Annotated in this window: 22 protein-coding genes; 18 read left to right on the top strand and 4 right to left on the bottom strand. The window is 53.0% G+C overall.

Annotated elements, in window-relative coordinates:
• Positions 1-38 precede the first annotated feature (38 nt).
• From GE278_02515 to GE278_02480, 8 genes are all read left to right on the top strand, one after another.
• Complete coding sequence (locus tag GE278_02515) at positions 39-248, top strand: hypothetical protein (GenBank protein QLK59726.1); 210 nt, start codon at positions 39-41, stop codon at positions 246-248.
• Between the two features lie 2 nt (positions 249-250).
• Positions 251-1186, top strand: coding sequence for an aspartate carbamoyltransferase (gene pyrB, locus GE278_02510; GenBank protein QLK59725.1), 936 nt, complete (start codon positions 251-253; stop codon positions 1184-1186).
• Between the two features lie 19 nt (positions 1187-1205).
• On the top strand, positions 1206-1670 hold the full coding sequence (gene pyrI, locus GE278_02505; protein QLK59724.1) for an aspartate carbamoyltransferase regulatory subunit: 465 nt from the start codon (positions 1206-1208) through the stop codon (positions 1668-1670).
• A gap of 53 nt (positions 1671-1723) precedes the next feature.
• The gene (locus GE278_02500) at positions 1724-2110 is read left to right on the top strand and encodes a 2-iminobutanoate/2-iminopropanoate deaminase (protein ID QLK59723.1); all 387 of its coding nucleotides are present in this window, start codon (positions 1724-1726) and stop codon (positions 2108-2110) included.
• Positions 2111-2318: 208 nt separating this feature from the next.
• On the top strand, positions 2319-3773 hold the full coding sequence (locus GE278_02495; protein QLK59722.1) for a circularly permuted type 2 ATP-grasp protein: 1455 nt from the start codon (positions 2319-2321) through the stop codon (positions 3771-3773).
• A complete protein-coding gene (locus GE278_02490) occupies positions 3767-4708 on the top strand; it encodes a hypothetical protein (protein ID QLK59721.1) in 942 nt (313 codons plus the stop codon). The genes GE278_02495 and GE278_02490 overlap by 7 nt, the downstream gene beginning before the upstream one ends.
• The gene (locus GE278_02485) at positions 4708-5502 is read left to right on the top strand and encodes a transglutaminase family protein (GenBank protein ID QLK59720.1); all 795 of its coding nucleotides are present in this window, start codon (positions 4708-4710) and stop codon (positions 5500-5502) included. The genes GE278_02490 and GE278_02485 overlap by 1 nt, the downstream gene beginning before the upstream one ends.
• A gap of 31 nt (positions 5503-5533) precedes the next feature.
• Positions 5534-6265: a peptidase gene (locus tag GE278_02480; protein ID QLK59719.1), complete on the top strand. Its 732-nt coding sequence runs from the start codon at positions 5534-5536 to the stop codon at positions 6263-6265.
• A gap of 23 nt (positions 6266-6288) precedes the next feature.
• Here GE278_02480 and GE278_02475 read toward each other — a convergent pair whose 3' ends face one another.
• The 4 genes from GE278_02475 to uxaC form a co-directional block, all read right to left on the bottom strand.
• Positions 6289-6852 carry a YgjV family protein gene (locus GE278_02475; GenBank protein ID QLK59718.1) on the bottom strand — a complete coding sequence of 188 codons (564 nt, stop codon included), beginning with the start codon at positions 6850-6852 and terminating at the stop codon, positions 6289-6291.
• Between the two features lie 125 nt (positions 6853-6977).
• Positions 6978-8468, bottom strand: coding sequence for an altronate dehydratase (locus tag GE278_02470; protein QLK59717.1), 1491 nt, complete (start codon positions 8466-8468; stop codon positions 6978-6980).
• 10 nt (positions 8469-8478) lie between these two features.
• Complete coding sequence (locus tag GE278_02465) at positions 8479-9930, bottom strand: tagaturonate reductase (GenBank protein ID QLK59716.1); 1452 nt, start codon at positions 9928-9930, stop codon at positions 8479-8481.
• Positions 9931-10072: 142 nt separating this feature from the next.
• Positions 10073-11485 carry a glucuronate isomerase gene (uxaC, locus tag GE278_02460; GenBank protein QLK59715.1) on the bottom strand — a complete coding sequence of 471 codons (1413 nt, stop codon included), beginning with the start codon at positions 11483-11485 and terminating at the stop codon, positions 10073-10075.
• An 860-nt stretch (positions 11486-12345) separates the two neighbouring features.
• Here uxaC and GE278_02455 point away from each other — a divergent pair.
• The 10 genes from GE278_02455 (at position 12346) to GE278_02410 (ending at position 19508) form a co-directional block, all read left to right on the top strand.
• Positions 12346-13638: an MFS transporter gene (locus GE278_02455; GenBank protein ID QLK59714.1), complete on the top strand. Its 1293-nt coding sequence runs from the start codon at positions 12346-12348 to the stop codon at positions 13636-13638.
• Between the two features lie 184 nt (positions 13639-13822).
• Positions 13823-14599 (top strand): transcriptional regulator ExuR, encoded by a 777-nt coding sequence (exuR, locus tag GE278_02450; GenBank protein QLK59713.1) that lies wholly within the window; start codon positions 13823-13825, stop codon positions 14597-14599.
• Positions 14600-14982: 383 nt separating this feature from the next.
• Positions 14983-15663 (top strand): DedA family protein, encoded by a 681-nt coding sequence (locus GE278_02445; GenBank protein QLK59712.1) that lies wholly within the window; start codon positions 14983-14985, stop codon positions 15661-15663.
• Positions 15663-16046, top strand: a complete 384-nt coding sequence (mzrA, locus tag GE278_02440) for an EnvZ/OmpR regulon moderator MzrA (protein ID QLK59711.1) — start codon at positions 15663-15665, stop codon at positions 16044-16046. The genes GE278_02445 and mzrA overlap by 1 nt, the downstream gene beginning before the upstream one ends.
• Before the next feature lie 154 nt (positions 16047-16200).
• Positions 16201-16578 (top strand): DUF1090 family protein, encoded by a 378-nt coding sequence (locus GE278_02435; protein ID QLK59710.1) that lies wholly within the window; start codon positions 16201-16203, stop codon positions 16576-16578.
• 147 nt (positions 16579-16725) lie between these two features.
• Entirely contained in the window at positions 16726-17028 is a 303-nt protein-coding gene (locus tag GE278_02430) for a DUF883 family protein (GenBank protein QLK59709.1), read from the top strand.
• Between the two features lie 2 nt (positions 17029-17030).
• Complete coding sequence (locus GE278_02425) at positions 17031-17438, top strand: hypothetical protein (GenBank protein ID QLK59708.1); 408 nt, start codon at positions 17031-17033, stop codon at positions 17436-17438.
• The gene (locus tag GE278_02420; protein ID QLK59707.1) at positions 17435-17719 is read left to right on the top strand and encodes a cell division protein FtsH; all 285 of its coding nucleotides are present in this window, start codon (positions 17435-17437) and stop codon (positions 17717-17719) included. Before GE278_02425 ends, GE278_02420 begins: the two co-directional genes overlap by 4 nt.
• A gap of 258 nt (positions 17720-17977) precedes the next feature.
• Positions 17978-18370, top strand: a complete 393-nt coding sequence (locus GE278_02415) for a DoxX family membrane protein (protein QLK59706.1) — start codon at positions 17978-17980, stop codon at positions 18368-18370.
• A 154-nt stretch (positions 18371-18524) separates the two neighbouring features.
• Positions 18525-19508: a glutathione S-transferase family protein gene (locus tag GE278_02410; protein QLK59705.1), complete on the top strand. Its 984-nt coding sequence runs from the start codon at positions 18525-18527 to the stop codon at positions 19506-19508.
• Positions 19509-19557 lie beyond the last annotated feature (49 nt).

Raw genomic sequence — 19557 nt, 5'->3', positions numbered from 1 at the left:
ACGCGCGTATAATGCGCCACAATTTGCCGGGAGAACCCATGAACAATTGCCAGGTTTTGTGCTCAGACGATCGACCAAACGCCGTGCCATCAGGCAGCCCGCTGCCGTTGTTCTTCCGTTGCATTGCCGGTCAGCGTTCAGTTGATCAAAAAGAAAGGCCCCTCATTGCAGGGGCTTTTTTTTGTCCGAAATTTGAGTGCACATTTGTTGAGAGCACATCTTTTAAGAACAAAGAAACAGGAGAATGACGATGGCGAATCCGCTGTATCAAAAAGACATCATTTCAATCAACGATCTCAGCCGCGAGGAGCTGGAGCTGGTGCTCGACACCGCCGCCAGCCTGAAAGCCACGCCGCAGCCTGAGCTCCTGAAACACAAAGTGATCGCCAGCTGTTTCTTCGAAGCCTCAACGCGCACGCGTCTGTCATTTGAGACGTCCATGCATCGCCTCGGCGCGTCGGTAGTCGGGTTCTCCGACGGCAGCAATACCTCGCTCGGCAAAAAAGGCGAAACGCTGGCCGATACCATTTCGGTGATCAGTACCTACGTCGATGCCATCGTGATGCGCCATCCGCAGGAAGGCGCGGCGCGTCTGGCGACAGAATTCTCCGGTGGCATTCCTGTCCTTAACGCCGGTGATGGTGCAAACCAGCATCCGACGCAGACGCTGCTGGATTTGTTCACCATTCAGGAAACCCAGGGACGTCTGGATAACATCAAAATCGCGATGGTCGGCGATTTGAAATATGGTCGTACTGTCCACTCTCTGGCGCAGGCGCTGGCGAAATTCAACGGCAACCGTTTCTACTTTATCGCGCCCGACGCGCTGGCGATGCCGGGCTACATTCTGGCGCTGCTTGAAGAGAAAGGAATTGAATACAGTCTGCATAGCAGCATCGACGAAGTGGTGCCGGAAATCGACATTCTGTACATGACCCGTGTGCAGAAAGAGCGTCTGGATCCGTCCGAGTACGCCAACGTCAAAGCCCAGTTTGTTCTGCGTGCCGCCGATCTGGCAGACGCACAGCCGCATCTGAAAGTCCTGCACCCGCTGCCACGCATCGACGAAATTACTCCGGACGTAGATAAAACCCCTTACGCCTGGTATTTCCAGCAGGCCGGCAACGGAATTTTTGCGCGTCAGGCTTTGCTGGCGCTGGTTCTGAACGCAGACACTGCACAGTAAACTTGAGGAGAAAACGACAATGACTCACGACAATAAACTTCAGGTTGAAGCGATCAAATGCGGCACGGTCATCGACCATATTCCGGCACAGGTCGGGTTCAAATTGCTGTCGCTGTTCAAATTTACCCAGACTGAACAACGCGTGACCGTCGGCCTGAACCTGCCTTCCGGTGAACTTGGCCGCAAAGACATCATCAAAATCGAGAATACCTTCCTGACCGATGAACAGGTCAATCAGCTGGCGGTCTATGCTCCGCGCGCCACGGTGAACCGCATTGATGATTATGAAGTAGTGAAGAAGCTGATGCCGACACTGCCAGACCGGATTGTGGGCGTTTTGCGCTGTCCGAACGGCAACTGCATCAGCCGCTTCGAGCCAGTGGATTCGAGCTTTGCCGTGAAACAGCGTGCTGACGGCGTGCACCTGAAATGTAAGTATTGCGAGAAAGAGTTTGAGCATCAGGTCGTGCTCAACAACGACTGACCGATTATACTGGCTCGAATCTCGTTCCAACTACTCAATAATCAGGAGACATTATGTCCCGCGAAATCAGCACTGAAAACGCACCAGCCGCCATCGGTCCTTATGTTCAGGGCGTAGATCTGGGCAGCATGATCATCACTTCCGGTCAGATCCCCGTGGATCCTAAAACCGGTGCCGTAGCCGAAGACATCGCCGCTCAGGCGCGTCAGTCACTGGAAAACGTGCAGGCTATCGTCGAAGCCGCTGGCCTGAAAGTTTCAGACATCGTGAAAACGACCGTTTTTGTAAAAGATCTGAATGACTTCGCCACCGTTAACGCCACTTATGAAGCATTTTTCACCGAGCATAAAGCGCCTTTCCCTGCGCGTTCATGCGTGGAAGTTGCCCGTCTGCCAAAAGACGTGAAAATCGAAATCGAAGCCATCGCTGTTCGTCGTTAACTCGCGCCCGTGATGCACCAGACCAGCCTGCGGGCTGGTTTTTTTTGCCCCTTTTTCAGGCAAAGAAACCTCAGCACGCCCTATAATTAAGCAGACTCCCCTCTTTTTTACTGATTTTATGCCCGTTTTGCACGATGGCACACTTTATGCCTGATCTTCATCGTTATTGAACGATTCAATTGCAGCCGGTCCAGTTTGTGAGGTGATGATGATTAAGATTGACCTTTCCGATTCACCCTTTTTTGATGAGATGTTAATGGCTGAAGGGAAACACCGCAGCCATTATCAGGCTTACTGGCAGTGGTTGCAGCAGGCCGATCAACAGGCCGTTCAGCGCAAGAAGGAGGAAGCTGCGCTGCTGTTCCACCGGGTGGGGATAACCTTTAATGTTTACGGCGAAGATGATGGCGCAGAGCGGCTGATCCCGTTTGACAGCGTGCCGCGCATTATTCCCGCCGGGGAATGGCAAATGCTCGATCGCGGTATCCGCCAGCGAGTACAGGCGCTGAACGCATTTCTGCATGATATTTACCACGACCAGAAAATACTCAAAGCCGGGCTGGTGCCTGCTGAACAGGTGCTGGCCAACGATCAGTATCAGCCCTGCATGCAGGGTATCGATCTTCATCGCGATACTTACGCGCACATTGCCGGAACCGATATGGTGCGCGGCGGCGATGGTGAATATTACGTGCTTGAGGACAACCTGCGCACACCCTCCGGCGTTTCCTACATGATGGAAAACCGCAAAATGATGATGCGGTTATATCCGGAGCTGTTTGCCGAACAGCGCATCGCGCCGGTTTCGCGCTACCCTTCTCATCTGCTGCAAACTCTGCGTGAAAGCACACCGGTCAACGATCCTACCGTCGTCGTACTGACGCCGGGACGCTTTAACAGCGCCTATTTCGAGCACAGTTTCCTTGCACAGCAAATGGGCGTCGAGCTGGTGGAAAGCGCCGATTTGTTCGTTAAAGACGGTGCAGTATTGATGCGCACCACTGCGGGTCCGTGCAAGATCGACGTTATCTACCGGCGTATCGACGATGCGTTTTTGGATCCGCTGGCGTTTCGCGCTGATTCCATGCTCGGCGTGCCCGGCCTGCTGTCGGTCTATCGCGCCGGTGGCGTGGTGCTGGCGAATGCCATCGGTACCGGCGTGGCGGATGACAAATCGATCTACCCGTATGTACCGGAGATGATCCGCTACTACCTGGGCGAAGATCCTATCCTCAATAACGTGCCGACGTGGCAATGCCGCAAGGAATCTGACCTGTCTTTTGTGCTGGCGAATCTGGACAAAATGGTGGTGAAAGAGGTTCACGGCGCGGGCGGTTACGGCATGCTGATTGGTCCGACGGCCAGCCTTGAGGAACTGGCACGTTTTCGCGATTTACTGAAAACCCGCCCCGAGAATTATATCGCGCAGGAAACACTTGCGCTCTCCACCTGCCCGACGTTTGTCGAAAATGGCCTGGCACCGCGCCATATCGATTTGCGACCTTTCGCGCTCACCGGCGCGGAGATCCGTCTGGTGCCCGGCGGTTTAACCCGTGTGGCGCTGGCGGAAGGTTCTCTGGTGGTCAACTCATCGCAGGGCGGCGGCACGAAAGATACCTGGGTGCTGGAAGAAGAAGATTCGACGGAGGATGACGCATGCTAAGCAGAACCGCCAGTGAGCTGTACTGGATGGCGCGTTATCTGGAACGCGCCGAGAATATCGCCCGTCTGCTGGACGTCACCAACAAGCTGTCGATGATGTCTATCCGTGACGTCATGGCGCGCGATGAAAATAACGATCTGCTGGTGCCACTGACCATGACCGGCACCCGCACGCTGTTTAATGAACATTATTCGCAGCTGACCATGAGCAATCTGCTCAACTTTTTCGCGCTGGATAACATCAATCACGGCAGTATTTATAGCTGTCTGCAAATGGCGTGGAACAACGCCCACGCGGTGCGCGGCAGCCTGTCCTCTGAAGTCTGGGAAAGCATCAACGCCACCTGGATTGAGATGAAACTGATCCGCCGTCAGGGCGTCGGTTCCGCCGGTGCGGACTCCTTCTTCGACTGGGTTAAGGAGCGCTCACATCTGTTTCGCGGCGCGATGTTCGGCACGTTGCTGCGCAGCGACGCCCAAAACTTCATCCGGCTCGGCACCATGCTTGAACGCGCAGACAGTACGGCGCGCCTGCTGGACGCTAAAAATCAACTCCTTAACGCGGATGAAGATCCGGTGCGCGAATATTACCGGATGGACACGCTGCTGCGCGCCGTCAGCGCCCGCGAAGCGTTCCATACACTTTACAAGCAGCAACTCAGCCAGAAGCGCATCGCCGAGCTGCTGATACTGCGCCGTGAGTTGCCGCGCTCCCTGTTGTCATGCGTAGAAATCATGGCCGAACAGCTGGAAGAAATAGGCGGTACGGCGGGTAATCTGCCACGTCGACGCGTGCACACCCTGCATGCGCAGCTACGCTTCACCGAAATGGAAGAAATTGTCGAAATGGGCCTCAGCCCCTGGTTGATGCAGTTCCTCGACCAGACCGGCGCTATCGCAGAGAGCATCCATCAGACCTATCTGGAGGCACAATAATGAAACTGAATGTCAGTCATCAGACGCATTACACCTATGCGCAACAGGTCAAACACAGCACACAATATCTGCGTCTTACGCCGCAGAATTCCAGCCATCAGAAAATCCTGTCATGGGATCTAACACTGCCGGAATACGCCACCCGCACCTTTGATGCCTACGGCAACGTACTGCATGTGCTGACACTGGATCAGCCGCATCAGGCGATCACCATTGAAGCGAATGGCGTGGTCGAAATTGAAGACAATACCGAGGACGATAACTGCGGGCATCTCTCGCCGCTGGTGTTTTTACGCACCAGTCCGCTGACGCTGGCCGATGGTGCGATCCGCGATTTTGCCAACCGCTATTACCGGCCGCAGGCACAACACGAAAGTTTATGCAGCCTGATGGGTGAGCTGTTGCTGAAAATGCCCTACAGCCCCGGCACCACCACGGTGAAAGACAGCGCCTCGCAGGCATTTTCCGCTCAGCAAGGCGTGTGTCAGGATCATACGCACGTTTTTCTCGCCTGTTGCCGCAGCCTGGGCATTCCGGCACGTTACGTCAGCGGTTATCTCTACACTCAAGACTCTGCCCATGTGGCGATGCACGCGTGGGCAGAAGCCTGGCTGGATGACCGTTGGCAAAGCTTCGATGTCACGAATAATACCTGCCAGCCCAATCAGCATTTGAAACTGGCTATCGGCATAGATTATCTTGATGCATGCCCGGTCCGCGGTATCCGGTTAGGTGGGGGATGCGAAGACATGCGCACTGTCGCGGCGGTCGAGATGTTCGACATTCCGCAATAAACCTGACTGATTTAAATAGGAAGATTTTTCTATGACTTACTGTGTGGCCATGCGCTTGTCCTCTGGCCTGGTGTTTGTATCAGACTCGCGCACCAACGCCGGAGTGGATCATATTTCCACTTTCCGAAAACTGCATGTTTTTCATCAAAGCGATGAACGCGTGCTGGTGCTCCAAAGTGCCGGAAATCTGGCAACCACACAGAGCATTATCAGTCTGCTGCATCGCCGCTGTCAGGATGATGAGCGAGAAAATCTGCTCAACGTGAAGTCGATGTATGACGCCGCCAGCCTGCTCGGGGAAACGGTGCGCGAAGTGATTGCCCGTGACAGCGGCGCGAATCAGGGCGGCACCACGGATTTCAGCTGCAACCTGCTGCTCGGCGGCCAGATAAGGGGCGAAGGGCTGCGGTTGTTCCACATTTATCCACAGGGTAACTTCATCGAAGCCACGCACGACACACCCTATTTTCAGGTGGGTGAAAGCAAGTACGGCAAACCGATTATCGATCGCGTGCTGAGCTTCGACACCCCGCTCGATCAGGCGATGCAGTGCGCGCTGATTTCGATGGATTCGACGCTGCGCAGTAATCTGTCCGTCGGCCTGCCGCTGGACGTTCTGACCTATCCGACCGACAGTTACAGCACCGCGCAGCAATACCGGATCACCGAAACACACCCGTATTTCGACATGATCCGCAAAGGCTGGGGCGAAGGCCTGTTAAGTATCTTCGCGCAACTGCCGCCGCTTAAGCTGGAAGAGTAATTCTCCTGAGACGGAGTGAACTCTCACTCCGTCGATTTGTTTTCATCCATCTTCTTCACAATCTTCTTTTCCACCTCGAAAGGATCGATACCCCGCAGTTGCAGGCGGCGGAAGCGGATGATGTTAAAACCGTTCATGATGAGAAAACTGCCCTCGATCAGCGAGCCTCCAATCGATCCAAGCCAGACGTTATGCGCCACCCAGCAGCAAGTTGAACACCACATGATACAGCGCGTGGTCAGCCCGCTGGTGCGAAACAGCGCCCAGGTACTGACGACGGTGGCGCCGACCGGCAATAATTCCATCCAGTGATGCGCGCGGCTCAGGCCTAAGACCAGCGTCAGGACGATGAAAATCACCATAATCCACTGGTTGCGGGTGCGCAGGGAAATCAGGGTACGGATGGAGTTGAGCAAGGCGCTCATGCCTGCGGGTGCGGCGCCCATCAGCAGGAAGTGCACGCCGATAATGGCGCTGTAGGCGGAAAGTTGCTGTTTGAAACGGCGATCGCTGCGGTTGAAAAACATGGTGATGCCGACAATAAAGGCCACCACGCCAATCGACTGGGCAAACCAGTAATACGTCATTTATCAGGCTCTCTGCGTAGAAGACTTCGTCGATTTTTTACGTATCGCTGCTACGCAAAGCTGTCACGTAAAAACGGCGCTTCATAATTGAAACGCCGTTTCATCCTAACGATAAAGCCGCAGGGTTACAATGTGACGCCGCTTTTAAAAATCGCCAGTTCACGGAAATCATTCAATTCGTTTTTAGCTTTACGGCCATCCGCGATTGCCACGATCAGATCCACGAATTCACCCAGCAGTTGATCCATGGAGACATCGTGGATGAGCTGACCAGCGTCGAAATCAATCCAGTGGGTTTTTTTCGCCGCCAGCTCGCTGTTGGTTGCCAGTTTAACCGTCGGAACGAAACCGCCATATGGCGTACCGCGCCCGGTACTGAACAGCACCATGTGGCAGCCGGCGCCGGCTAATGCGCTGGTGGCGACAGCATCGTTACCCGGCGCGCTGAGCAAGTTTAGCCCCGGCGTGGTCAGGCGTTCACCGTATTTCAGTACGTCCATGACCGGGCTTTGACCGGCTTTCTGCGTACAGCCCAGTGACTTCTCTTCCAGCGTGGTGATCCCCCCGGCTTTGTTGCCCGGAGACGGGTTTTCGTAAATCGGCTGATTATGTTCGATGAAGTACTGTTTGAAGTCGTTCACCATGTGGACGGTTTTTTCAAACGTCGATTCGTCGCGGCAACGGCTCATCAGGATACGCTCTGCGCCAAACATTTCCGGCACTTCGGTCAGCACGGAGGTACCGCCGTTGGCAATCACATAGTCGGAGAATCGCCCCAGCAGCGGGTTGGCGGTGATGCCTGACAGTCCGTCGGAACCACCGCATTCGAGACCAAACTTCAGCTCGCTGAGTTTGCCGCTCTCGCGTTTGTCGTCACGCATGACGGCATACAGCTCACGCAGACGCTCAAGACCGGCCTCGACTTCGTCATCGAATTTTTGCAGCGTCATGAAACGCACGCGGTCTTCGTCGACGTCACCCAGCGTTTCGCGGAAAACGTCCACCTGATTATTTTCACAACCCAGGCCAATCACCAGCACCGCACCGGCGTTGGGATGGCGAACCATGTTTTGCAGCATGGTACGGGTGTTGACGTGATCGTCGCCCAGCTGCGAACAGCCAAATGGATGCGTAAACAGGTAAACGCCGTCAGTGCCTTCTGCGTCGTTGGTCTCTTTCAGAAAACGCGTCTGGATCTGACGGGCGATGCCGTTCACACAGCCCACCGTCGGGATAAGCCACAGCTCGTTGCGGATCCCCACCTGACCGTCTTTACGACGGTAGATCTGAACGTCGCGATCGGCCATCTGCTCAGGCACGGTCACAAACTCCGGTTGATACTCGTACTGATCCAAATCGCTTAAATTGGTTTTGCCATTTTGTGAATGAATATGCACACCCGGTTCGATCGCCGACAGCGCATGGCCAATCGGCAGGCCGTATTTGACAATGTTTTCCCCGGCAGCAATCGGGCGCAGGGCAAATTTGTGACCACGCGCCACCGCTTGAGGTAACACAACCTGATAGTCGCCCGCTTCGACGCGCTCACCGGCGTCAATGTCGCGCAGTGCCACGGCGACGTTATCAGCAGGATGAATTTGAATAATACTTTGCATAGTCGCCCTCTTAGCTGTAAGCCGCCAGCGCATCGCGCATGCCACGGTCTTCGATCGCCTGTAACTGTTCGGTCACTTTGGCGGTCAGGCCAGGCACGGTATTGAGATCCCGTCCCCAGTGTTCTTCATCGGCCAGTACGGTTTCCACCAGTCCGGCCAGCGGTAATTCGCCAGTACGCACGCCGCTCCACAGTTCTGAAAAACGGCTCAGCCAGTGCGCGTCATCCTGCAACGGATAGATTTCACCATTGCGTTCACCACGATAAAACGCCAGCAAGGCGGCCAGCGCGAAGGTCAGGCGCGGCGGCAGGATCTGATGTTTTTCCTGACTTGCCAGCAGCTGCGGCAGAATGCGGGTGCGGTATTTGGTCATACCGTTCAGCGCAATCGACAACAGCTGATGCTGAATGAACGGGTTGCGGAAACGGCTCAGCACCGCCTGCGCGAAGGAGGTCAGTTCATCCTGCGGCAGATCCAGCACCGGCGAGATTTCTTCAGAGATAGCCAGCTCCACAAAGCGGCTTAACTGCGCATCATTCATGGACTCGCCGACGGTGTTCAGACCACAGAGAAATGCCACCGGCACCAGCGCGGTGTGCGCACCGTTGAGGATCGCTACTTTGCGTTCTTTGTATGGTTTGATGTCGTCAACCAGACGAATGTTCAACGGCAGTTTGTCCAGACGGAGTTCCTGAGCAAGACTTTTCGGCCCCTGGATCACGAACAGATAGAAGTGTTCGGCGCTGTCGAAGAAGCTGTCCTGATAGCCCAGTTCCTGCTGCAGGCTGTCCACTTCGCTGCGCGGATAACCGGTTACGATGCGGTCAACCAGCGTTGAGCAGAAAGTATTGCTGGTTTGCAGCCATTGGGTAAAGGCCGCTGGTAACGCCCACTGTTGGGCATAACGCAGCACCAGTTCCTGTAAGGCTTCGCCGTTGTAGTCGATCAGTTCACACGGCAGTAAAACCCAGCCTTTATCGGCGGCACCGGAGAAGTGAGTGAAACGCTCGAACAGTAAACGGGTCAGTTTGGCCGGGAAGCTGACAGGTGGCGCATCTTCCAGACGATCGCTCTCGACGTAGCTGATACCTGCTTCGGTGGTATTGGAAAACACAAAGCGAATATTCGGATCGCGCGCCAGCGCCAGATATTCATCGAACTGATGGTAGATATTGATTTCACGGTTCACGGAACGAATGATACGGGTGTCACGCACCGTTTCACCCTGCTCGTTCAGACCGCTGATGATAGTGGTGTACAAGCCATCTTGCGTGCTGAGCGAAGGCGGGAAATCGGTGTCAATCGGGCGAACGATCACGATACCGGCGTTCAGATCGGTATGTTCATTTAGCAGGTCGATTTGCCAGTCAACGAACGCCCGCAAAAAGTTACCTTCACCGAACTGAATAATTTTGTCGGGATGATGACGGCCTGGAAAGTCACGGCGATTTAACCTTTGCATCTTACATTTACCTTAATTTGCTCAGACGCCGGTCTTTGAGGACAAAGAATGTATCCTGTGGCCGCCGTACTAAAGGGGATAATGAGTTGTTATTGCGCTGTTTATTATCGGAGCACAGGAACCTGTGCTCCGACATGCACTTCTAGTTCAGTTCGATCTGAAAATACTGTTTGGCGTTGTCGAAGCAGATATTTTTCACCATAGTACCCAGCAGTTCGATGTCTGCCGGCGCTTCGCCATCTTCCACCCAGCGACCGATCATCTGGCACAGAACGCGGCGGAAGTATTCGTGACGGGTATAAGACAGGAAGCTGCGGCTGTCGGTCAGCATGCCGACGAAACGGCTGAGCAAGCCGAGGTTAGCGAGCTGAGTCATCTGGCGCTGCATGCCGTCTTTCTGGTCGTTGAACCACCAGCCAGAGCCGAACTGCATCTTGCCCGGCATCCCTTCGCCCTGGAAGTTACCCACCATAGTGCCGATCACTTCGTTATCACGCGGGTTCAGGCAGTACAGAATAGTTTTCGGCAGGCCACTGGCCATACCTTGTGCACCCAGTAATTTGGACAGCGGTTCGGCCAGCGGCTGGTCATTAATAGAGTCGAAGCCGACGTCTGCGCCGATCAGCTGGAACATACGGGTATTGTTATTACGTAGCGCGCCAATGTGGTACTGCTGTACCCATTCGCGACGCTGATATTCAGAAGCCAGATACAGCAAAACGCCGGTTTTGAACTGCGCGATTTCTGCCGGAGTTGGCGTTTCACCGCTCAGACGACGTGCCAGAATGCCGTCCAGCGTCGCGTCGTCCGCTTCGCCGTATACCACAACGTCCAGCGCGTGGTCGGACACTTTGCAGCCGTGCGCCGCGAAGTGATCCATTCGTTTTTTCAGGGCATCACGCAGATCGCTGAAACGAGTGATCGACACATCAGAGGCCGTTTCCAGTTTCTTCATGTAATCCACGAAGGTCGCTGCTTCAATGTTGAAGGCTTTATCCGGACGCCAGCTTGGCAGCACTTTGATGTCAAAGCTGCTGTCCTGCGCCACGGCTTTGTGATGTTCCAGAGAATCGATCGGGTCATCGGTGGTACCGACCATTTTCACGTTCATCTGTTTCATGATGCCACGGGCTGTGAAGTTATCCTGCGCCAGCAAAGCATTACCGCGTTCCCAGATTTCGCCAGCGGTAGACGGAGAAAGCAATTTACCGGTGATACCAAACGGACGGCGCAGCTCGAGGTGGGTCCAGTGGTACAGCGGGTTACCGATAGTGTGCGGAACCGTTGCCGCCCAGGCGTCAAACTTCTCGCGGTCACTGGCATCGCCGGTACACATACGCTCAGGCACACCATTGGCACGCATCGCACGCCATTTGTAGTGATCGCCTTTCAACCAAATGTCATACATGTTTTTAAATTGATAATCCTGCGCAATCAGCTCAGGTGGCAAATGGCAGTGGTAGTCGAAAATAGGCTCATCTTTCGCATAGTCGTGATACAGGCGACGTGCGAATTCAGTGTCGAGAAGGAAGTCTTCCGTTAAAAACTGCGCCATCTTAGGTTCCTCATCATGAATTCTGTAGAGTTGTCTCTCAATGGTGCGAAGTTATCACACCAATTCAGTTTATCGTCCAGCTCTTTTTAGGGGTACTCTTGTGCGAAAGTGGGCGATTTCCGTTGTAAAACACACACTAATTCTCTGTAAAACAAAAACTTTAGAGTCTTGAAGCACTGGCCGCTATTATCCTCACATTCCGAGTGTGATTTTGTGATGTCACTCAAACTTTAAATCGGTATGACAAGTTATTTATCAGCCAGCAACCTTAGCCGCCCGCAATTGGCTTGCACAGAGGGGCTTTTGCTCTCCTTTCCGCGATTGTGAACAAATCGTAAAGTTGTTACACCACTTTGGTTTGATTTTTCGGGCACTGGTTGTTACTCAACCAACGAAAAGTGTGACGGCAATCGATAAAAAATCAATTAACTCTGTAAAATCAAGTAAATAACCGTGAAGTTAAAAAAGTTAAGTAAGCACACAGTTTAAATGTGGTTTTGTGATGTCATTCAAATTTTAAATCTGTATGACAAGTTATCTTTGCTGCGTCCGGACAAGAGCGTCAGAGATTACCTGCCACGTCCTTTCGCTGTTGCCGGACAACACTTCTCAGGTGCAGTCAGCCGGAAGGTGAAGAAGTTGTTCTGGTGTGCAGGAAGTTCATCGGACCCTTACGCACAGATAAGAATAAAGCAGTGCGTGAGTCATCGGGCAGCTCCCCCCAGCGAAATCCTCTGGCGGCGATGTTCCCGGAAAACACTTTAAGGAAAAGCCAGAAGCCCATGCTGAGTCAGATGGCGCGAAATGCGCGATGACAGCCATAGGCGCCATCGCCGGATTATTTACTGGGAGTGAGTTAAATGGGTAAGATCAAAGGGTTACGCTGGTACATGATCGGGCTGGTCACAGTCGGTACTGTATTAGGTTATTTAACACGTAACGCCATAGCCGCTGCAGCACCAACGCTGATGAGCCAGCTCAACATCAGTACACAACAATATTCTTATATTATCGCCGCCTACTCCGCCTGCTATACCCTGATGCAGCCAGTTGCCGGTTATGTGCTTGACGTAATGGGCACCAAAGTCGGTTACGCCATGTTTGCCATCATGTGGGCCATCTTCTGTATGGCAACCGCACTGGCCAGCAGCTGGGGTGGCCTCGCCATCGCTCGTGGCGCTGTCGGTATGGCAGAAGCCGCGATGATCCCTGCCGGTCTTAAAGCCAGCAGCGAATGGTTCCCGGCAAAAGAACGTTCTATTGCCGTCGGCTACTTTAACGTCGGTTCTTCTATCGGCGGCATGATTGCACCACCGCTGGTTGTCTGGTGCATCATCATGCACAGCTGGCAGCTCGCATTCGTTATCACCGGTGCGCTTAGCATGATTTGGGCGATCAGCTGGTTGGTTCTGTACAAACACCCGAAAGATCAGAAAAAACTCAGTGACGGTGAACGCGACTACATTCTGGAAGGTCAGGAAGCACAGCACCAAACCACTAACGGCAAGAAAATGTCTGCCTGGGAAATTCTGCGTAACCGTCAGTTCTGGGGTATCGCGCTGCCACGTTTTCTGGCTGAACCAGCCTGGGGCACATTCAACGCCTGGATCCCGCTGTTTATGTTCAAGGTGTATGGCTTTAACCTGAAAGAAATCGCGATGTTCGCCTGGATGCCGATGCTGTTTGCTGACCTCGGCTGTATCCTGGGTGGTTATCTGCCGCCGTTCTTCCAGAAGCATTTTAAAGTGAACCTGATTGTTTCCCGCAAAATGGTCGTGACCATGGGTGCTGTCCTGATGATTGGCCCAGGCATGATCGGCTTGTTCACCAGCCCGTACGCTGCTATCGCTTTATTGTGTGTTGGTGGCTTTGCTCACCAGTCACTGTCCGGCGCGCTTATTACGCTCTCTTCTGACGTGTTTGGTCGTAACGAAGTGGCGACAGCCAACGGACTGACCGGAATGGCCGCCTGGACAGCAAGTACCCTGTTTGCACTGGTCGTCGGTGCGCTGGCCGATACCATCGGTTTCAGCCCGCTGTTTGCGGCGCTCGCCGTCTTTGACTTGTTGGGTGCAATCATCATCTGGACAGTATTGCAAAACCGTTCTGCAGTAGAACCGGTACCGGCTCCGCTAAAAACCGCGAAAGCCTGATCCGCTGATTAAGCCCGGTATGATCCTTTGCCGGGCTTTGCTTTTTCTGCGATATCCCCCCTGCCTTTCTGACCAATGCACGGTGCATCCCCTCTTCTTAAACCGTATACTGGTACTTGTATAACAGGTCCCGGGATCTGTCAGACTCATTCGTTGCAGGTTCACTACTTTAAAGAGCACTCACATGGAATCCACAGACACCAGACGCCTATATCAACAACTGGCTGCCACACTCAAGGAGCGCGTTGAAACCGGAGTCTATCCGGTTGGCGAGAAACTTCCCGCCGAACGTCTGATTTCCGAAGAAATGAATGTCAGCCGTACCGTGGTGCGTGAAGCGATTATCATGCTGGAAGTGGAAGGTTACGTGGAAGTCCGTAAAGGATCGGGCATTCATGTGATGTCCAACCAGCAGCGCCATCTGGTCGTACCGGACTCCGGTATTGAATTTGGCACTGCAGGTCCGTTTGAGCTGTTGCAGGCCCGCCAGTTGATTGAAAGTAACATCGCGGAGTTTGCCGCCACGCAGGTCACCAAGCAGGACATCATGCGTCTGATGGAAATTCAGGAACATGCACGTCAGGAAGACCGGTTCCGCGATTCAGAATGGGATCTTAAATTTCACGTGCAAGTGGCGCAGGCGACGCAAAACAGCGCGCTCTCGACCATCGTGGAAAAGATGTGGAGCCAGCGCTTACACAACCCCTACTGGCGCAAGCTGCATGAACATATTGATGAAAAGTCGATTGAAAGCTGGTGTGAAGATCATGACCTGATCCTCAAAGCGCTGATCCGCCGGGATCCGCATGCGGCAAAACTGGCAATGTGGCAGCATCTGGAAAACACTAAACAAATGCTTTTCCGCGCCACCAGTGATGATTTTGAATTCAACGTAGACCGTTATCTGTATTCAGAAAATCCGGTGGTACATCTCGATCAGCCTGTAGTGAATAATAAATAAAGCCGCATTACGGCAGGTTCATTCACCCAACCTGCCATTTTCCTGCCTCTGTATGAAACATCCCTTCCCTGTCAGCCAGTGTCGAGTAGTGTCAGCCAATGTAAAACCCTTTTCCATAACGAGCTTCACGCTTAAATGATCGGCCCCGACGCGCTATATTTACCTGTCTGAGCTATTGTTATTTTGTTACAGTTAGACGACTTTTCTTACCCGTTTGCGCCAGGTGAAACACGGCAAAACGACGTGTAGGAACATGCAATTCACGCAACCAGACCGCACGCCAGGGACAGGCGACCAATATCAGCCGTACAGGCAGCGTCGAGACAGTTTCTCCGCTGATGTATTAGCTGACTCACTGAACATGATGGAGTTTTAGGAAACAGATGGAAATTATCAGTTCTCTCATCGATGCACTCTGGCAACAAGATTATAAAACCCTGGCTGACCCTTCGCTGGTCTGGGCGCTGTACCTGATTTTATTCATGATCATTTTTCTTGAAAACGGCCTGCTGCCTGCCGCGTTTTTGCCCGGTGACAGCCTGTTAATTTTGGTCGGCGTGCTGATCGCCAAAGACGCGATGAATTTCCCGCTCACCATTTTCCTGCTGACCAGCGCCGCCAGCCTCGGTTGCTGGCTCAGTTATGTGCAGGGGAAATGGCTGGGAAATACGCGAATAGTCCAAAGCTGGCTGGGGCATCTGCCGGTGCATTATCACGAACGAGCCCACGCGCTGTTCCATAAGCATGGTCTGTCGGCGCTGCTGGTCGGCCGCTTTCTGGCCTTCGTTCGCACTCTATTGCCAACCATCGCCGGTTTATCTGGCCTAAGCAACAGCCGCTTTCAGTTCTTCAACTGGGTCAGCGGATTCCTGTGGATCATAATCCTCACCTCACTGGGCTATTTCCTCGGTAAAACGCCGCTGTTCCTGAAATACGAAGATCAGGTGATGAACTGTCTGATGTTATTGCCGGTGCTATTGCTGATCGGCGGGCTGGTCGGTTCGATTGTCGTGCTGTGGCGTAAAAAACACGCTGACCGACAGAACAAAGGCAAAAGCGCATAATGAGCCGCAGGTTTCTGAAACGTTCTCTTCTCTTGCCGGTGATGATCATGTTGCTGGCAGCCGCCGCCATGATAGGGCTGGCTGTCTCGCGAATACCCACGAATGGTAATGCGCTGCAAATCCGCCCGGCCAAAGCGGGTATTTCGCTGCCTGATGGATTTTTTGTTTATCAGGGGCTTAGCCAGCGAGGGATCCACATCAAAAGTATTACGCCGCTCGATGACGGCCTGGTTGTTCAGCTCGATTCCGCTGAACAACGTCAGATGGCGCAAAGCGTTTTGCAGGACATTCTGCCGCCAGGATTTCTCATTCAGAACTGTGAGCCGCCCCATGCGAGGGTGTGGCTGGATAAGATTAACCGCGACCGGTTGAAGTTTGGATAAGCACTCAGCTGTTTTGGTCAAATAGTCTGATACCACCGTCCATTTGGCGGTAGTATTATTTATAAGCTAGTTATTCACAAAATCTATTGTTCGACGTTCTCTGTTCAAGGAATTAAGTGCCACACTCACTTAACCATCAAAAGGAAGCTATACGATGAAACTGACCTTATCTGCACTGGTATTAACCCCCGCGTTACTTTTCACTACGACCAGCTTTGCTGCACCACAGCCTGAAAGCTGCGTGACCAAACAACACGAAATTCAGAAACAAATCGATGAAGCCAGTGCGCACAAAAACCAGAACCGCGTAGACGGTCTGGAAAAAGCGCTGCGTGAAAATAAAGCGCATTGCACTGACGCCGGCTTGAAAGCTGAAAATGAAAAACGTGTTGAAGAGAAACGTGAAAAAGTCCGCGAGCGCGAGCAGGAATTGAAAGAAGCGCAGACCAAAGGCGATCACGATAAGATCGTTAAAAAACAGCAGAAGTTGCAGGAAGCGCAAGCGGAACTGAAGCAGGCTCAGGGCCACTGATTTCGTTGCATCAGATGTAATTTGCACCCGGCCACGGTGGATTTTTGGGTGATCTTGCTTTTTGAAACAGACAATTCGCATTTGCGATCACCTGAATATCCGCTATGTTAAAAGTTCGAATCAGTTAACGTATGGAGTGACTTACACATGGCGAGTAATACATCAGAACAACTGCGGGCTGAATTAAAGTCATTGGCAGATACACTGGAAGAAGTGCTCCAGACCTCTACCGATAAGCCGAAAGCTGAACTCGATAAACTGCGTGGTAAAGCAGAATCCCTGCTCAAAGATACCCGCGCACGTCTGAGCGATACGGGCGACAAAATTGCCTATCAGACCAAAGAAATTGCCGGCAAAGCCGACGATTACGTTCATGAAAAACCCTGGACGGGCGTCGGTATTGGTGCCGCGGTCGGCGTAGTCATCGGCGTTCTGCTAGCTCGCCGATAATTATGGCTGAACCGTTAAAACCTGCGCCACAAGGACCGGGTAAAGGGCTTTTCGACATTATTCAACGTGTCGCCACCGTGGTGGTCGGCATTGTCGAAACGCGTGTCAGACTGGCCGTTATTGAGCTGGAAGAGGAAAAGGCCAATATTTTCCAATTGCTGCTCATGGCCGGTATTACCCTGATCTTTACCGCCTTCGGCCTGATGAGCCTGCTGGTTGTCCTCTTTTGGGCAATCGATCCGGCTTATCGCCTGTTGGCCATGGGCACTACGACCGGCGTACTGTTGCTGCTGGCGGTGATTCTGGGGGCAATGACGCTGGCGAAAGCCAAGCGCTCCACGCTGCTCAGCCTCACGCGTAAGCAACTTGATGTCGATCGCGCCCTGCTTGAGAAGGATGACGAGCAATGAGTACCCCGGACCGCGCTATCGAGAAAGTCAGAATTTTGCGCAAGATACAGCGCCAGCGGAATGAGTTATCTCATGCCGGTGCTGACTGGCTGGATGCCACCGCAAAGATCGACCGCGGCTGGGTGAAACTCGTGGATATGCGCAAATATCTGGTGGTCGGCTCCAGTCTGGTCGCCGTCTATGGTATCCGCCATCCCAGTGTGATTGTCCGCTGGTCACGACGCGCTTTCGGGATCTGGGGAACGGTACGTTTATTCCGTAAAACTTTCGCTCAGAAATAAGCGCTCTGCTCTTCGCGTCAATGCTTTCATGTCTGAGGGCCGGATGAATATTCATCTGGCCCTTTTCTTTTTGAATAACAATCCTAATCCCGTTCAATTTTTTTGAAGCTTTCAGACAGATTTACTTGCTAACAAAGCGTCTTCATTCCCCCTATTATCTCGTCATCAACTGATGCGGTAACGGCAGGAAACATTTTCCGACCGGACCGGTAACATTTAAAGCTCAATTTGAGCATATGACGTTCGGAGAGAAATAAGATGACCAAGTTACAAGACACTGCCCTGCTGGTTGCTCGTATTCTGATGCCAATTCTGTTTATCGTTGCAGGCTGGGGCAAAATCAATGGTTATGCCGCCACCGCTGGTTACATGACTTCCATGGGCGTGCCAAGCTTCTTCCTGCCCCTCACCATCCTGCTGGAATTCGGCGGCGGTCTGGCGATTCTGTTCGGTTTCTTCACCCGTACCACGGCGTTGATTACCGCAGTCTTCACCATCCTGACCGCGCTTATCTTCCACACTGATTTCGCTCAGGGCGTAAACCAGATGATGTTCATGAAAAACTTGTCCATCGCCGGTGGTTTCTTCGTCCTGTTTGCTTCGGGCCCTGGTGCATTCAGCATCGACCGTCTGATCAAGAAAAACTGGTAATTGCCCGACACCAGGGATAACGACGGACATCGCTCCGGCAATACCCCGCTATACTTGAATAATTAGATAATATGTAAGACCTGCAGGGCGATGTGATTTATCACCTCGCCCTTTTTTATTTCTGAAAAAACATCTGAAAACAAGGTAGAAGACCATGGGACAATTAGTAGACGGTATCTGGCAAGACACCTGGTACGACACTAAATCTACCGGCGGACACTTCAAACGTTCCGTATCGCAATTCCGTAACTGGATCACTGCAGATGGCACTCCCGGTGAGCATGGCGTAGGCGGTTTTGCGGCAGAACGCGATCGCTATCATCTGTATGTTTCTCTCGCCTGCCCGTGGGCGCACCGGACTTTACTGATGCGCACGCTAAAAGGCCTCGAAGACATTATTCCGGTTTCCGTGGTGCATCCGCTGATGCTGGAGAATGGCTGGACTTTCGGAACCGATTTTCCGGCTGCCACCGGCGACGATTTGTATCACCTGAATTTTGCCTATGAAGTTTATCTGCGCGCGCAGAAGGATTACACCGGTCGCGTCACCGTGCCTATCCTGTGGGATAAAAAACAGCAGACCATCGTCAGCAACGAGTCTGCCGACATTATACGTATGTTCAACAGCGCGTTTGACGCTGTGGGCGCGCAGGCTGGCGATTATTATCCGCTTTCTTTACGTGCGGCGATCGATGAGATTAATGAGTGGGTATATCCTCAGATTAACAACGGCGTGTACAAAGCCGGTTTTGCAACGTCTCAGGCTGCTTACGATGAAGCTGTCGAAGGCGTGTTTGCTGCGCTGGAACGCGCGGAGGATTTACTGGGTAAACATCGCTATCTGACTGGCAATCAGCTGACCGAGGCCGATCTGCGCCTATGGACCACGCTGGTGCGATTTGATCCGGTGTATGTTACGCATTTCAAATGCGACCGTCACCGCATCAGCGATTACCCGAATCTGTACGGCTTCCTGCGCGATATCTATCAGATTCCGGGCATCCGTGACACCACCGACTTCGCGCACATCCGCAACCACTATTACCGCAGCCACGCGACGATCAATCCTTATGGCATTATCTCCACCGGCCCGGCGCAAGATTTGGAGTCGGAACACGGTCGTGATACCCGCTTTTAACCTGTACCTTCCCCTTTAATAAGGGGAAGGTCGGGATGAGGGATGGGCG

This window comes from Enterobacteriaceae bacterium Kacie_13 (genome assembly GCA_013457415.1).
Classification (GTDB): domain Bacteria; phylum Pseudomonadota; class Gammaproteobacteria; order Enterobacterales; family Enterobacteriaceae; genus Rahnella.
The sequence above is the reverse complement of the archived record's forward strand: the minus strand, read 5'-3'. Positions and strand labels throughout refer to the sequence as shown.